This is a genomic window from Larkinella humicola (assembly GCF_008727875.1).
In the GTDB taxonomy this organism is placed as follows: Bacteria; Bacteroidota; Bacteroidia; order Cytophagales; family Spirosomataceae; genus Larkinella; species Larkinella humicola.
The window spans coordinates 42,445-57,504 of record NZ_VTWS01000011.1; the positions used below are offsets into that span (position 1 = coordinate 42,445).

At 51.0% G+C, this 15,060-nt stretch carries 17 protein-coding genes; 15 read left to right on the top strand and 2 right to left on the bottom strand.

Annotated features, from left to right (window positions below; genetic code table 11):
• The first annotated feature begins 11 nt into the window (after nucleotides 1-11).
• The 13 genes from F0P93_RS28715 to F0P93_RS28775 all read left to right on the top strand — a co-directional run bounded on the left by F0P93_RS28715 (nucleotide 12) and on the right by F0P93_RS28775 (nucleotide 12,865).
• Complete coding sequence (locus F0P93_RS28715; protein ID WP_150881254.1) at nucleotides 12-1,187, top strand: S8 family serine peptidase; 1,176 nt, start codon at nucleotides 12-14, stop codon at nucleotides 1,185-1,187.
• Nucleotides 1,188-1,318: 131 nt separating this feature from the next.
• Nucleotides 1,319-2,377 (top strand): sulfite exporter TauE/SafE family protein, encoded by a 1,059-nt coding sequence (locus F0P93_RS28720; RefSeq protein WP_150881255.1) that lies wholly within the window; start codon nucleotides 1,319-1,321, stop codon nucleotides 2,375-2,377.
• Between the two features lie 93 nt (nucleotides 2,378-2,470).
• A complete protein-coding gene (locus F0P93_RS28725) occupies nucleotides 2,471-3,661 on the top strand; it encodes a trans-sulfuration enzyme family protein (protein ID WP_150881256.1) in 1,191 nt (396 codons plus the stop codon).
• Between the two features lie 69 nt (nucleotides 3,662-3,730).
• A complete protein-coding gene (locus F0P93_RS28730; RefSeq protein WP_510186276.1) occupies nucleotides 3,731-3,946 on the top strand; it encodes a UPF0175 family protein in 216 nt (71 codons plus the stop codon).
• A 204-nt stretch (nucleotides 3,947-4,150) separates the two neighbouring features.
• Nucleotides 4,151-5,215, top strand: coding sequence for a Gfo/Idh/MocA family protein (locus F0P93_RS28735; protein WP_225309692.1), 1,065 nt, complete (start codon nucleotides 4,151-4,153; stop codon nucleotides 5,213-5,215).
• 67 nt (nucleotides 5,216-5,282) lie between these two features.
• Entirely contained in the window at nucleotides 5,283-5,996 is a 714-nt protein-coding gene (locus F0P93_RS28740; RefSeq protein ID WP_150881258.1) for a phosphoadenylyl-sulfate reductase, read from the top strand.
• Nucleotides 5,997-6,068: 72 nt separating this feature from the next.
• Nucleotides 6,069-6,971 (top strand): sulfate adenylyltransferase subunit CysD, encoded by a 903-nt coding sequence (gene cysD, locus F0P93_RS28745; RefSeq protein WP_150881259.1) that lies wholly within the window; start codon nucleotides 6,069-6,071, stop codon nucleotides 6,969-6,971.
• Between the two features lie 18 nt (nucleotides 6,972-6,989).
• Entirely contained in the window at nucleotides 6,990-7,277 is a 288-nt protein-coding gene (locus tag F0P93_RS28750; protein WP_150881260.1) for a nucleotidyltransferase family protein, read from the top strand.
• Nucleotides 7,264-7,707, top strand: coding sequence for a HepT-like ribonuclease domain-containing protein (locus tag F0P93_RS28755; RefSeq protein ID WP_150881261.1), 444 nt, complete (start codon nucleotides 7,264-7,266; stop codon nucleotides 7,705-7,707). The genes F0P93_RS28750 and F0P93_RS28755 overlap by 14 nt, the downstream gene beginning before the upstream one ends.
• A 2-nt stretch (nucleotides 7,708-7,709) precedes the next feature.
• Nucleotides 7,710-8,963 carry a sulfate adenylyltransferase subunit 1 gene (locus F0P93_RS28760; protein WP_150881262.1) on the top strand — a complete coding sequence of 418 codons (1,254 nt, stop codon included), beginning with the start codon at nucleotides 7,710-7,712 and terminating at the stop codon, nucleotides 8,961-8,963.
• A 214-nt stretch (nucleotides 8,964-9,177) separates the two neighbouring features.
• Complete coding sequence (locus F0P93_RS28765; RefSeq protein WP_150881263.1) at nucleotides 9,178-11,322, top strand: ferredoxin-like domain-containing protein; 2,145 nt, start codon at nucleotides 9,178-9,180, stop codon at nucleotides 11,320-11,322.
• Between the two features lie 94 nt (nucleotides 11,323-11,416).
• Nucleotides 11,417-12,166 carry a uroporphyrinogen-III C-methyltransferase gene (cobA, locus tag F0P93_RS28770; protein ID WP_150881264.1) on the top strand — a complete coding sequence of 250 codons (750 nt, stop codon included), beginning with the start codon at nucleotides 11,417-11,419 and terminating at the stop codon, nucleotides 12,164-12,166.
• 129 nt (nucleotides 12,167-12,295) lie between these two features.
• Nucleotides 12,296-12,865: a precorrin-2 dehydrogenase/sirohydrochlorin ferrochelatase family protein gene (locus F0P93_RS28775; protein WP_150881265.1), complete on the top strand. Its 570-nt coding sequence runs from the start codon at nucleotides 12,296-12,298 to the stop codon at nucleotides 12,863-12,865.
• Here the strand turns inward: F0P93_RS28775 and F0P93_RS28780 are convergent.
• Complete coding sequence (locus F0P93_RS28780; RefSeq protein ID WP_150881266.1) at nucleotides 12,862-13,197, bottom strand: hypothetical protein; 336 nt, start codon at nucleotides 13,195-13,197, stop codon at nucleotides 12,862-12,864. The two genes, F0P93_RS28775 and F0P93_RS28780, sit on opposite strands and share 4 nt — an antisense overlap.
• A gap of 90 nt (nucleotides 13,198-13,287) precedes the next feature.
• On the opposite strand from F0P93_RS28780, the gene F0P93_RS28785 reads away from it, so the two are divergent.
• Nucleotides 13,288-13,749 carry an OsmC family protein gene (locus F0P93_RS28785; RefSeq protein WP_374756793.1) on the top strand — a complete coding sequence of 154 codons (462 nt, stop codon included), beginning with the start codon at nucleotides 13,288-13,290 and terminating at the stop codon, nucleotides 13,747-13,749.
• 161 nt (nucleotides 13,750-13,910) lie between these two features.
• A complete protein-coding gene (locus F0P93_RS28790) occupies nucleotides 13,911-14,705 on the top strand; it encodes a thymidylate synthase (RefSeq protein WP_150881267.1) in 795 nt (264 codons plus the stop codon).
• Between the two features lie 4 nt (nucleotides 14,706-14,709).
• On the opposite strand, the gene F0P93_RS28795 is transcribed toward F0P93_RS28790, so the two are convergent.
• Entirely contained in the window at nucleotides 14,710-14,994 is a 285-nt protein-coding gene (locus F0P93_RS28795; protein ID WP_114409509.1) for a 2TM domain-containing protein, read from the bottom strand.
• Between the last annotated feature and the right edge of the window lie 66 nt (nucleotides 14,995-15,060).

Consider the following 15,060-nt stretch of genomic DNA (forward strand, 5'->3'; position numbering starts at 1 on the left):
AATCAATTCGTATGCGGTGGACATTTTTATCGACTTGTGCTGTCAATGTCGCAATTCTCTCTCTATTAATCGGGTGTCAGTCTGATCAGGACGCCATTGGGCCTGCGGGCGACTGCCTGGTTCAGTCATCCATCACCAACGGACAAGCCATTGCCGGTTCGTACATTGTAACGTACAAATCCACGGAGAGCTTACCGGTCGTACCGAATGCACGGGTTGGTGCCGCCGTTCAGCAACTTTTAACCCGCCACGGTTTGAACGACCCGAATGCACAGGTGCTTTTTTCCGGCGAATCGACCGGTTTTCTGGCGCACGTGAGTGCCGCCGAAGCGGAAACGCTGAAAGCCGACCCATCCATTGAACTCGTCGAACCCGACCGGGTTATCTCCATTTGCAGTTGCGTCGATGTGGCCGTCACCTCCACCCTGACCTGGAATGTGAAGCAGACCGGCTACGGACGGGGCGATCTGAATCCCGACAAAACCGCCTGGATTCTCGACACGGGTATCGATCTGGATCACCCCGACCTGAACGTCGATACGGGCCGGAGCCAGTCGTTTCTGACCGGCAAAACCGCCGATGACGAAAATGGCCACGGAACCCACATCGCCGGCATTATCGGTGCGTTAAACAACAACATTGGGGTAACCGGTGTTGCTTCGGGCGCCACGCTGGTGGCCCTGCGGGTGCTGGACAATGAAGGCGAAGGCAAACTGTCGGCACTGGTGCAGGCGGTTTCTTACGTCAATACCAACGGCAAAGCGGGCGATGTCGTCAACATCAGCATCGGTGGCGAAGGTACGTCGGCGAGTCTTGAACGGGTCATCAAACAGGCCGCCGACAAAGGAATCCTATTTGCGATTGCCGCCGGGAACGAAGGAGAATCCGCCGAGAAATACGCGCCGGCCAATGTTAATCACGCCAATGTGTTTACGGTTTCGGCGATGGACCAAAGCGGCAATTTTGCTTCGTTTTCCAACTATGGACCAACGGTCGACATCTGTGCCTATGGCGTCCGGATCACATCGACGTATCTGAATGGGCGGTATGCTTCTTTGTCGGGCACCTCGATGGCGTCTCCGCACGTGGCCGGTTTGCTGCTCATCCGGGGGCGCGCCATTCCCACCAACGGCTACGTCAAAAACGATCCGGACGGTACAGCAGACCCCATTGCGGGTGGCGAATAATCAAGCACGTTTCTTGCTTTAATCCAACCTATTGCCCACCTTTGCATTCAAATTCGATCAACCCGGCGGCATTTCCAAATGCCGTTTTTCATGATAAGAATTCTCTACTAACTATATATAGCTAATTACTTATGCAACCGATCTCAGCCTCCGACTCTTCGCCAGAAGCATCCACTCCCGTCGGGCTGAACCTGAATGGATTGAAAATAACCGTTCAGGGTGAATCGGCCGCAGAGCAGGTGAAAGCCTTGCGAAAGGCGTTTCCTGAATCCGAAATTGACCTGCTTTCCGACGCTCCACCACGGTCCATTTTGCTTCGCCGGCGCAACCGAACCGAAATTGCCATTTACATTTCTTCGGCGTTGGCCCTGATGATTGTCGGGCATTTGCTGTTCAGTTACCTCACACTCGACCGGCTGACACTGGTCATGACGTCGCTGGAACTGAACAGTGATTTCTGGTATTATGTAGCGGGCGGTTTTGTGGCCCAGATGATCGACGGGGCGCTGGGGATGGCTTATGGCGTGACGGCTTCGACGCTCCTGCTGACCGTGGGCGTGAGTCCGGCGGCTGTCAGTGCCAGTGTTCACAGTTCCGAAATATTTACCAGCGGAGTGTCGGGTTACATGCACCTGCGGTTCGGGAATGTCAACAGCAAACTCTTCAAAGCCGTCCTGATTCCCGGTGTCATTGGGGCCTGCATGGGCGCCTATGTGCTGGTGTCACTGGAACAATATTCGGTGTATATCAAACCCATCGTGGCGGTCTATACGGCCATTCTGGGGGTTTTGATCATTCAGAAAGCCCTGGCCAAACGGGTTAAGAAAAAGCCGATCAAAAAAATTGGCTTGCTGGCCTGGTTTGGCGGAACGATGGACGCCATCGGTGGTGGAGGCTGGGGGCCGATCGTGTCTTCCACGCTGATTGCCAGCGGGCGGCATCCGCGTTACACCATCGGCTCGGTCAACCTGGCCGAATTTTTCATTTCCCTATCCAGTTCCCTGACGTTTGTTACCCTCATCGGCCTGACGCACTGGCAAATCATCATCGGTTTGGTTCTGGGCGGTATGATTGCCGCCCCCATTGCCGCCATCCTTTCGACCCGCTTGCCGATAAAAGCCATGATGATTATGGTCGGCGTTGTCGTAATAATCGTAAGTTTGCGGAATATTATAACAGTTTTATTTTGAGAAAAAAGAGGGTAGACAAGAGAGAAAAGACGCAAATCAACGGCTGCCACTTTCTTTATTCTCTTGTCTCATCTCTCTTGTCAATTTCCATTCATGAAAAGACAAACGAAAGCCATTCGGATCCAGACGAAGAAATCGCAGTACCGCGAACATTCGACGCCTTTGTTTTTGACTTCCAGTTTCACGTTTGAAAGCGCGGAGCAGGGAAAAGCCCTGTTTGAGGAAACCGAAGAAGGGAACATTTACTCCCGCTTCTCCAACCCGAACGTGACGGAATTTGTCGACAAGGTGTCCATGCTTGAGAACGCCGAAGCCGGCATTGCGACGGCAACCGGTATGGCTGCGGTTTTTGCGAGTATGGCGGCTTTGCTGAAATCGGGGGATCACATCGTAGCCTGCCGGGCGTTGTTCGGGTCGGCGCACCAGATCATTTCGCAAATTCTGGTGAAGTGGGGCATCACGTATACCTACGTAGACGCCGACGCGTCGGAAGCGGACTGGGAAGCGGCCATCCAACCCAACACCAAAATGGTGTACCTGGAAACGCCCTCGAACCCCGGTCTGGAACTCGTCGATCTGGAAATGCTGGTTCGTTTGAAAAAGAAATACGGTTTTATCCTGAACGTCGACAACTGTTTTGCCACGCCGATTCTGCAAACACCGCTTGATCTCGGTGCCGACCTCTCGGTTCATTCCGCCACGAAGTACATGGATGGCCAGGGACGTGTGCTGGGTGGCGTTATCGTCGGCTCGGAAGAGTTGATGGCACCGATCCGGTTTTTTGCGCGGCATACCGGCCCGTCGATGTCCCCATTCAACGCCTGGACGCTGTCGAAAAGCCTGGAAACGCTGGAACTTCGCATGGATCGTCATTGTGCCAACGCCCTGAAACTGGCACAGGCCCTAGAGCAACACGCGGATGTCCACGCCGTAAAATATCCGTTCCTGCCCTCCCATCCGCAGTATGAACTGGCGAAACGGCAGATGGAAGCCGGTGGTGCCATTGTTACCTTTGAGGTAGAAGGCGGTTTCGAGCGCGTTAAAGCCCTGTTTGAATCTTTGAAAATTGCCTCACTTTCTTCTAACTTAGGGGATACGCGGACGATTGTGACGAATCCGTTTACGACGACGCATTCCAAACTAAAACCGGACGAGAAAGCCGCTTTGGGCATCACGGAAGGGTTAATTCGGGTATCGGTTGGACTGGAAGACGCGGATGATCTGGTTGAAGATTTTGAACAGGCGGTTCGGAAGTCGGCGGAGGTGCTGCAATCGGCATCCTAGTGAATTTTTGCAGTTGGGTTTCGAGCTATACGTTTAAATAACTGAACGATAAAAACGCTAACGATTAATCTGCCTGATAGTCTTGATATAGAAGAATTTGAAGCCAAAATGCTTTTTGCCGGTCAATTGTACGAAAAAGGCAAGGTATCGCTCGGGCAAGCGGCTGACATTGTTGGCATCAGCAAGCGATCCTTTATAGAGATTATGAGACGGTTTGGGTTTAGGGTATTTAATTATTCCGTTGAAGAAGTAGAACATGACATTAGAGTTGCCCTTGGATATTGATGTAGCAATATCAGATACGTCATGTTTTATTTTACTGGATAAAATAGATGCTTTAGGTCTGCGTTAAGCCATTCATTGAAAAAATCAGAACAACGAATTTTCATCTGAGCGAATCTTTACACACCCGTATTTTAAACAGCGTCGGAGAATAGCATGGGATATCTAACCCGAACATTTTATGTCGCTCTTCTACTCATACCGATTATGAGTACCAAGGTTTCTGCTCAAACCACTAAAAAACCGCTCCGCGTTGGGGTGGTCGGTCTGGTGCATTCGCATGTCGGCTGGATTCTGAACCGGGCGAAAAAAACCGGCGACCCGGATATCGAAGTCGTTGGTATTGCCGAACCCAACCGGGAAGTGGCGGAGCGGTATATGCAACGCTACGGTTTACCGATGAGCCTGGTCTATCCGACGGTGGAAGAAATGCTGGACAAAACTAAACCGGATGCGGTAACGGCCTTCAATGAGATCAGCAACCACATCAACGTCGTAAAGCTCTGTGCGCCCCGCGGCATTCACGTCATGGTGGAAAAACCGCTGGCGGTCAGCATCGATCAGGCCCGGCAGATGGAAGCCTTAGCCAAAAAGCACAAAATCCACTTGTTGACCAACTACGAAACCACCTGGTACAGCAGCAACCACAAAGCCTACCAGCTTGCCGTAAAAGAGGGTGGTATTGGCCCGATCCGACGGATTGTCGTCCACGACGGCCACGATGGCCCCAGCCGGATGAACAAGGAATTTGTGGCCTGGCTCACCGATCCGGTTACGAACGGCGCCGGGGCCTTGTTCGATTTTGGATGCTACGGAGCCAATCTGGCAACCTGGCTGCTGAAAGGGGAACGACCAACGACCGTCAGCGCGGTTACATTGCAGATCAAACCGGAGGTGTATCCAAAGGTAGACGACGATGCAACCATCGTACTGACCTATCCCAAAACCCAAGTTGTTATTCAGGCATCGTGGAACTGGCCGTTCAGTCGCAAGGACATGGAAGTGTACGGCGAAACCGGGTATGTGTTTACGCTCGACGGTACGCGAATGCGAATTCGGTTGAAGGAAGACAAAACCGAACAAACGGCGGAAGCGGCCAAAACCGATGCGCCGGTTACCGACCCGTTCGACTATCTGGCCCAAGTGGTGCGCGGTGAAACTAAATCCGTCGATGATTTGTCATCGTTGCAAGTGAACATGATTGTGATGGAAATTCTGGATGCGGCCCGTCGTTCGGCCAAAGACGGAGGCAAACCCATCGCTTTGAAGTAGGATAACTATAGCTTACTATAAATTTTGCGGACCAAACGGGGTGACCCGCGCAATCCGTCGGTAAAATATGATCGCGGAACCTTCCTATACAATCGACAGCCTGGCGGAACGCCTGGCGGGCAAGAGCGAAGTTGAAAGCCTGCAAACGCTGGCCGAATTATTTCCAGGCCAGGTGGTTTTTTCATCCAGCCTGGGCTACGAAGACCAGGTGATTACGGACATGATCCTGGCCAACAACCTGCCCATCCGGATTTTTTCGCTGGATACCGGCCGAATGTTCAATGAAACGTATCAGGTTTGGCAGAAAACCAACAGCCGGTACGATACCAAAATTGAAGCTTACTTCCCGAAAGGCGAATCGGTGGAGAAACTGCTGAACGAAAAAGGCCCGTTCAGTTTCTATGAATCGGTCGAAAACCGGAAAGAATGCTGTTTTATCCGGAAGGTCGAACCGCTGAACCGGGCACTGAAAGGCAACAAAATCTGGGTGACCGGTATTCGCGCCGAACAGTCGCAAAACCGCCAGACCATGACGCAACTGGAAGCGGATGATGCGCATCAGTTGATCAAATTTCATCCGCTGATGAACTGGTCGTTTGACGAAGTGAAAGCCTATGTACGCCAGCACAATGTGCCGTACAACCCGCTTCACGACCGCGGTTTCGTGTCGATCGGTTGCCAGCCCTGCACCCGGGCCATTCAGGAAGGCGAAGACTTCCGGGCCGGTCGCTGGTGGTGGGAAGATAATTCGAAAAAGGAATGTGGTTTACATGCTAAATGAGTGATTGAGTGATTGAGTGAATTAGCGAAATGCCTTCACTCAATCGCCCATTCGCTCAATCACTCAATTGAAATGAAATTAGATTATCTCGATCAACTCGAATCGGAAGCGATTCAGATTATGCGCGAAGTGGCCGGCCAGTTTGAACGGCCCGCGCTGTTGTTCTCAGGTGGAAAAGATTCCATCACGCTGGTGCATCTGGCGCTGAAGGCTTTTCGCCCCGGCAAATTCCCGTTTCCGCTGGTTCACATCGACACCGGTCACAACTTTCAGGAAGCCCTCGATTTCCGGGACTGGCTGGCCGAAAGCCTGGGCGAAAAGTTAATTGTCCGGTATGTAGAAGATACCATCCGGGAAAAGAAACTGAAAGAACCGACGGGCCGCAACGCCAGCCGGAACGCGCTGCAAACGTTTACCCTGCTCGACACCATCGAAGAATTTGAGTTCGATGCCTGCATCGGTGGCGCCCGGCGCGACGAAGAAAAAGCCCGCGCCAAAGAACGCGTCTTTTCGGTCCGTGACGAATTTGGTTCCTGGGACCCCAAACTTCAGCGCCCGGAATTGTGGAACATCTACAACGGCAAGATTCACAAAGGCGAAAACGTCCGGGTGTTCCCGATCTCGAATTGGACTGAACTCGACGTCTGGAACTACATCAAGCGCGAAAACATCGACCTGCCCAGCATTTATTTTGCCCACGAACGCGAGTTGATTCTGCGTGACGGCAAATTACTGGCAACGGCCAAAGGCGTGATTCAACCCGAGGAAAGCGATCAGATTGTGACCCGGCGGGTTCGTTTCCGGACCGTTGGCGACATTTCCTGCACCGCTGCCGTTGAATCGGATGCCGATACGCTCGAAGCCGCCATTGCCGAAATTCAGGCCACCCGCATCAGCGAACGGGGCGAAACCCGGATCGACGATCAGGTGTCGGAAGCCGCCATGGAAGACCGGAAAAAGGGTGGGTATTTTTAAGGGATAAAAAACAATACCATGCAACCATTTGACTTTCAGTCATTTCAAATGTATTTGCGTAACAATCAAATTTTTGACCGGTTTGGTTTGGGTCGGATTGGTGTTTTTGGCTCATTCGCCCGAGGAGAGAGTTTTCAGGATATTGATGTAATGGTCGAGGATGACATTCCCTATCAACAATTGATTCAGTTAAAAAATACCTTGCAGCATGATCTACATATTCCTGTTGATGTCATGCTAAAGCGATATGCTGAGCCCATTATCCTCCATAGGGCAATGAAAGACGTAAAATATGCGACCCGGTAGTAACAACGATCTGGTCTATTGCCTTCGAATCTTGGAAGCCATCGGAAAAATCAAACTTTACTCCAGTGGGTATACAGACCCGTTTGATTTCTTTGAAGCCGATGACCAGAAAGATTTTAACGCCAGCCTGCTTCAACTACTCCACATCGGCGAACAGGCTAACCGGTTCAGTGAAGAGACGAAGCAAATATATGATGCGGTTCCTTGGCAACGAATCAAAGCATTTCGCAACATTGTCGCACATGATTACATTGGGGTTGACAAACTGATTGTTTTTGAGACGATCCAGGTTCGATTGCCACAATTAAAGCAACAGATCGAACAAATAATACGGGACCTGCTGCTAAAAAAGGTATTCGATCCGGCTGAATACCAACTTTCAAAGGAAAGCCGCTATTACAAACACATTGATTTCGATACAATTGTCTAAAAATGGACTTACTCCGATTTATTACCGCAGGTAGTGTCGACGACGGCAAAAGCACGCTGATCGGCCGCTTGTTATACGATTCAAAATCCATTCTGGCCGACCAGATGGAAGCCATCGAACGCGCCAGCAAAAGCCGGGATGACGGTGAAATTGACCTGGCTTTACTGACCGACGGTTTGCGCTCGGAACGGGAACAGGGCATCACCATCGATGTGGCTTACCGGTATTTCCAGACCACGAAACGCAAGTTCATCATCGTCGATGCGCCGGGGCATATTCAGTATACCCGCAACATGGTGACGGGGGCTTCCAACTGCCAACTGGCGGTGGTCCTGGTCGATGCCCGTCACGGCGTCGTGGAACAGACACGCCGGCACTCGCTCATTGCGTCCATGCTCGGCATTCCGCACCTAGTGGTGGCCATCAACAAAATGGATCTGGTCGGATATTCCCAGGATGTCTTCTCCAATATCTGCATTCACTACAACGAACTGGCCCAAAAACTGAATGTTGGCGAAGTGACTTACATTCCGCTGAGTGCCTTAAATGGTGATAATGTGGTCGATAAGTCGGTCAACATGCCGTGGTACGAAGGCGAACCGTTGCTGAGCCACCTCGAAACCGTCGTGCTTGATCAGGATGAAAACCTGACGGATGCCCGTTTCCCCGTTCAGTATGTGATCCGTCCCCAGACCGCCGAATTGCACGATTACCGCGGGTACGCCGGAAAAATTACCAGCGGTATTTTCCGCAAAGGCGATGCCGTAACGGTTTTGCCGACCGGCGAAACGTCGACCATCGACGCTATCGAAATTGCCGAAACTCATTACGACGAAGCCTTTGCCCCCATGTCGGTCGTTCTGCATCTGGCCGACGATGTGGATGTGAGCCGCGGCAATCTCATCGTGAAGTCGGACAACTTGCCGATTGTGAGTCAGAATGTCGAAGCCCTCCTGTGCTGGATGGATGCCAAACCGCTGAAGGTCGGTAGTAAATACACGCTCCAGCACGGTACGTTCCGGACCCGCTGCGCCGTGCGTGATATTGTGTATCAGTTGAACGTCAACACCTACGAAGAATTTACGGATGCCGAGAGCCTGAAGTTGAACGACATCGCCCGCGTTATTTTGAAAACGGCGAAACCCGTTAGTTTTGACCCATACGGCAAAAACCGGGTCAACGGCGGAGCCATCCTGATCGATGAAACCTCGAATGTAACCGTGGGCGCGCTGATGCTGCAGGGAGAAGTGGAATAAGCGATGCGTAAACTGTTAATGGGGTGATCGGTTTGTGTATAACCGCAGGTAATGACCAATAATAAAAAGTAGGTCTGTTTACGCCGGGACAGGAACTCATAAATGAGTACATTTGTATGTAAACCATACCCAAAAGTGCCGGAATACCTTCCGGCCTTTTATTCAGAATACTAGTCTTTTAATTCTATCGACTATCTCACTAAAGCAATACACCATGTCCGTTCAATTCACCGATAACGTCAGCGCAGCCGCTAAACGCGATATTCTGGTTCTACAGGAAAAAATTGGCAGTTTTGCTTCCGGCGACATGGCCGAAGAAAACTTCCGCAAATTTCGTCTGGGACGCGGGGTATATGGCCAGCGCCAACCGGGTGTGCAAATGATCCGGATCAAATTGCCCTACGGACGCATTACGGCGGATCAGTTGATTCGAATTGCCGATATTTCCGACAAATACGCTACCGGAAACCTGCACGCTACCACCCGTCAGGATATTCAGTTGCACTTTGTCAAACTGGCCGACACGCCCCAACTCTGGTCGGACCTCGAAGATGCTAAAATTACGCTACGGGAAGCCTGTGGGAATACCGTCCGGAACGTGACCGGTTCGGCCAAAGCAGGCATCGATCCGGAAGAACCGTTTGATATTACACCCTACGCCTACTCCATTTTCGACTATTTGCTCCGCAACCCGATTTGCCAGGAAATGGGTCGGAAATTCAAGATTGCCCTGTCATCGAGCGAGAAAGATGCCGCCTATGGCTACATGCACGACGTCGGTCTGGTTCCTCGCATCAATGAAGAAGGCAAACGGGGCTTTAAGGTGATGGTCGGTGGCGGTTTGGGCGCGCAGCCTTACATGGCCGAAACCGCATTTGAATTCCTGGAAGAAGATAAAATTATACCCTTTATTGAAGGCTGTATCCGTGTTTTCGACCGCTACGGCGAACGGACCCGTCGGCACAAAGCCCGGATGAAATTCCTGTTACAGGACATTGGCCTGGAAGAATTTCTACGCCGGGTGGAAGAAGAACGGCTGGCGTTGAAAAACAAAACGTATTCGATCAATACCGATCTGGGTTTTACGTTCACCCCGGGCGAACCGTCATCCCAGATCAATCCGGCAGAATTATCAACCGACGCACCGTACCAGGCCTGGTTGAAAACCAACGTGTTCGAGCAGAAACAAAAAGGCTGGTATGCCGTTCAGTTGCGCGTTTTGCTGGGGGACATGCATTCCGACAAAGCCCGGGCCCTGGCGTCGCTGGTGAAACAATACGCCGGTGACGACATCCGCGTGACCGTCAATCAGGGGTATCTGCTGCGGTTTGTGAGTCCGGAAAACCTGCGCGCACTCTACGCCGGGCTCGACACGCTCGGACTGGCAGCACCCGGTTTTGACTCGACGGCCGACATCACCACCTGCCCCGGGACCGATACCTGCAACCTCGCCATTTCGAGCAGCTACGGCATTACGCGGGTACTCGAAAAAATGATGACCGCCGAGTTTCCCGATCTGATTTACAACAGCGACATCAAAATCAAGATTTCGGGTTGTATGAACGGTTGTGGGCAGCATTCGGTCGCCAACATCGGTTTTCACAGCAGTTCGGTCAAAAACGGCGCTTACGTCATTCCGGCTTTGCAGGTGTTGCTCGGCGGTGGTTTCAACGGCAAGGGTGAAGGGCTGTTTGGCGATAAAGTCGTCAAAATTCCAACCAAACGCGGGCCCGACGGACTCCGGATTTTGCTGAACGATTACGAAACCAACGGGTTCGAAGGCGAATACTACAGCGACTATTACGCTCGTCAGGGGAAAAACTATTTTTACACCCTCTTGAAACCGCTGGCTGACCTGAAAACCCTGTCGCAGGAAGACTATACGGACTGGGATCACACCGAACAGTTTGTAACCGAAATCGGAATTGGCGAGTGCGCGAGCGTCATGATCGACCTTGTGGCCACCACCCTGACCGAAGCCGCCGAAAAGCTGGGCTGGGCCAACGAAGCCTTCCGGGAAAGCCGCTGGGCCGACGCCATCTACCACGCCTACAACGTGTTCATTACCGGGGCCAAAGGCAGTTTGATGACAAAAGACATCAACACCAATACCCAGCACGGTGTCGTAAGCGATTTCGACAAAAACTTCATCGGCGAACCCGGATTCCATACCGAAGAAGGTGGCTTTAAAGCCCTGGTGTTCAGCATCAACAAAAACGAACCGACGGAAGAATTCGCGCAATCGTTTATTGCCCAGGCCGAATCTTTCATCGAGAGCGTAAAAGCGTACCGCGAACGCCAAATCGAACAGGATGGCCTGCCGGAATTGCGTGAACTGGTCATTGCGAAAGACAGCTAAGAATGATGAGTTAAGAGTTAAGAGTTAAGAGTTGTCTTTCTGCTTGCGTTAGCCAACTCTTAATTCTTCACTCTTCACTCTTAACTTATTTCTAATGAAATTAACGTTGGTAGGTGCGGGTCCCGGTGATCCGGATTTGATAACTTTAAAGGGAGTGAAGGCATTGCAACAGGCCGATGTGGTCATGTATGATGCGCTGGTACATCCCGATTTACTGGACTATTGCAAACCGGATGCGCTGAAAGTGTACGTCGGTAAACGTTTGAACGAATACTCTTGTACGCAGGAAGAAATCAACCCGCTGATCGTGCATTATGCCCAGAATTACGGCCATGTTGTTCGGCTGAAAGGGGGTGATTCGTTCATTTTTGGACGCGGGTACGAAGAGATGGAATACGCCCGGCAATTTGGGATTGAAACCGAAGTCATACCGGGTCTATCGAGCAGTTATGCCGTGCCGGCACTGGCGGGCATTCCGCTCACCACGCGGGGTGTCAGCGAGAGTTTCTGGGTGGTTACCGGCACTACCAAAACCGGGCAACTCTCTCAGGATCTGCACCTTGCCGCTCAGTCGACAGCGACTGTCGTCATTCTGATGGGCATGCACAAGCTGGCCGAAATCATGACGGTTTTTGGCGCCTTTGGCAAAGCCGGGTTGCCGGTTGCCATCATTCAAAACGGTTCGCTTACGGAGGAACAGGTGGTTACCGGAACGGTTTCGACCATTCTGGAGCAAGTAGCTACCTCAAATATTAGCTCTCCGGCCATCATCGTCGTTGGCGAAGTTGCCCGGCTGCGGGAGTTGCAGTTGGCTGATTTACAGCAGGCTATTGCCAGCAACTAATCCAATTACTTTTACATTTAGTATTTAACATTTTACGTTTTAAATTATCTTTTAATATTAAATGTAAAATGATAAATATTAAATGTAAAAGTGGGTTGTGATGGTATTTTTTGCTTTCTTTCCTCATCCATGAACACCCTCTTCCCTATTTTCGTAAAAATTGAAAATCTGCAAACGTTGGTGGTGGGTGGCGGTTATGTTGGGCTGGAAAAAGTAACGGCGCTCCTCTCCAACGCGCCCAACGCACCGGTTACATTGGTTTCGCCCGAAATCCGGCAGGAAATTGTGGTTCTCGCGGAACAACACGCCAATCTCCACCTGATCTACGATTCCTATGCCATCAAGTATCTGGACAACAACGATTTAGTCATCGTAGCGACAAACGATAAAGCCGTTAATGTTCAAATACAAACCGACTGCAAAACCCGCCGGATTCTCGTCAATGTAGCCGATACGCCCGATCTGTGCGATTTTTACCTGAGTTCGGTTGTCAAGAAAGGGGATTTAAAAATTGCTATTTCGACCAACGGAAAATCGCCGACGTTTGCCAAGCGGTTTCGGGAAGTGCTGGAGGACATATTGCCGGACTCCTTGCAGGAAACCCTCGACAACCTGCAAGCGATTCGCAACCGCCTGAAAGGTGATTTTCAGCACAAAATGGAGCGATTGAACGAGATTACGAAGGTAATGAAATCCTAAAACCGGGGCAGTAGTCCTGCCAGGTTGAGCGGTTCTTTCCTCAGAATGAAAACGTAGATCAACCCGGCCAGAACCAGGTACATCACAATCAGCCACTTCTTTTTCTGCTCAAATTCAGCGGGATGATGGTAGTAATCGTAGTACATCGATGCCGATAGTGCCAACACCATCAGAAAGAAAGAGAACACCGCACAATCCGTCCGATACGCCACCAGATCGTGCATGAAACGGGCCCCCATCAAAATGTAAAGCAGCCAAAAACCGAACCCGGCGCGGTATAAGTAAACGCTGAACCGCCGGTCGTTTTTTAAATCAAAGAGTCGGTCCGACATGATTGTCAGGAATTTATTCGAGTGAAATTACGTAATTTATGAGAAACAAGCAATTTTGTAACGAGTCCGTATACCACTAACGAAAAAACCATGCTAAGTGAGCAATCCAATACCGTTTCTCCGAAAGTAAAAACCATGAAAGTGGAGCTGAATCGCGTCGACGACGCTTTCCACTTCGAAGCAACCGGGGTTTCCGACGTTCCCATCCACATCGATGGTGCTGTCGACATTGGCGGTCACAACGCCGGTGCACGGCCCATGGAAATGCTGCTGATGGGGCTGGCCGGTTGTAGCGCCATCGACGTCATTCTAATTCTGAAAAAACAGCGCCAGGTGATCGAAGACTTCCGCATCACCGTCGAAGGACAACGACCCGCCGATGTCACGCCCGCTCCTTTTCAGTCCATTCATTTGCACTACATTTTGAAAGGCGATCTGGACGATGACAAGGCACGCCGGGCCATCGACCTGTCCATGGACAAATACTGTTCGGCTACGGCCCAGCTTCGTCCGACGGCCAGCATCACGTATTCGCTGACCATTGAAAAATAAAAATAGACCAGAGAGGAGAGACAAGAGAAGGTAGACAAGCTGTTCGTTCTCTGACCACTAGCTTTCCAGATTCTTTTTTCTCCTGTCTATTCTCTCTTGTCATAAATCTTTTATCTTCCGAAAGGCTTTTTAACCCGAAAGCCTTTTTTTATTTTGGCAGTATGAAACAGTATCACGACCTGCTCCAACATATTCTGGCCAACGGCACCCGTAAAACCGACCGAACCGGAACGGGCACACTCAGCGTTTTTGGACACCAGATGCGGTTTGATTTACAGGAAGGCTTTCCGCTCGTTACGACGAAAAAAATACATCTGAAGTCGGTTATTCACGAATTACTGTGGTTCATTAAGGGCGATACGAACATTGGATACCTGACCGAACACGGGGTGAAGATCTGGGACGAATGGGCCGACGAAAATGGCGAACTGGGTCCGGTGTACGGCAAACAATGGCGAAGCTGGGAAGCGCCGAACGGTCAGCTCATCGATCAGTTACAGGATGTTCTGAAGCAACTGAAATACCGCCCCGACTCGCGCCGGATGATCGTCTCGGCCTGGAATCCGGCCGACGTTCCCAACATGGCGTTGCCGCCCTGCCATGCGTTGTTTCAGTTCTATGTGGCTGAAAATCAACTTTCCTGCCAGTTGTACCAGCGTAGTGCCGACGTCTTTCTGGGCGTTCCGTTTAACATTGCTTCCTATGCACTACTCACCATGATGATCGCGCAGGAATGCGGCTATGAAGCACACGAGTTTATCTGGACGGGCGGTGATACGCACCTGTATCTCAACCACCTGGATCAGGTAAAGGTGCAACTTTCCCGCGAACCACGTGAGTTACCGGTGATGAAGCTGAATCCGGCGGTGAAGTCGATCTTCGATTTCAAATACGAAGACTTCAAGCTGCAGAACTACGATCCGTATCCGGCCATCAAAGCACCGGTAGCGGTTTAACGGACTACAGACCGTGGGTCCGTTTGAGTTTTTCATATTCGCGTTCCGCCAGGCTTTTTTCATTAAAACCGTGGTAAACGCTGAAATAATGAGAGATTAAGCCGATTCCCCAGCCCAGTGTTGTCCAGAGAGGCCACGGGTAGGTGCCCCATTTCTCCTGAAAAACCAAAAAGATAACCAGCCAGATCAGCCAAAGAACAACGTTGACAAACAGATAAGTCCGCAGATGCATTTTAAAGCCGGCACGGGCTTTAGCCTGCTTCCAAAGATGAGGGTCGCGTGTGTCCATGAAGGGGTCTACGAGTGTTGGGAGAATTAAGTTAATGAGATTCGAACCATAATCCATATGTTACGC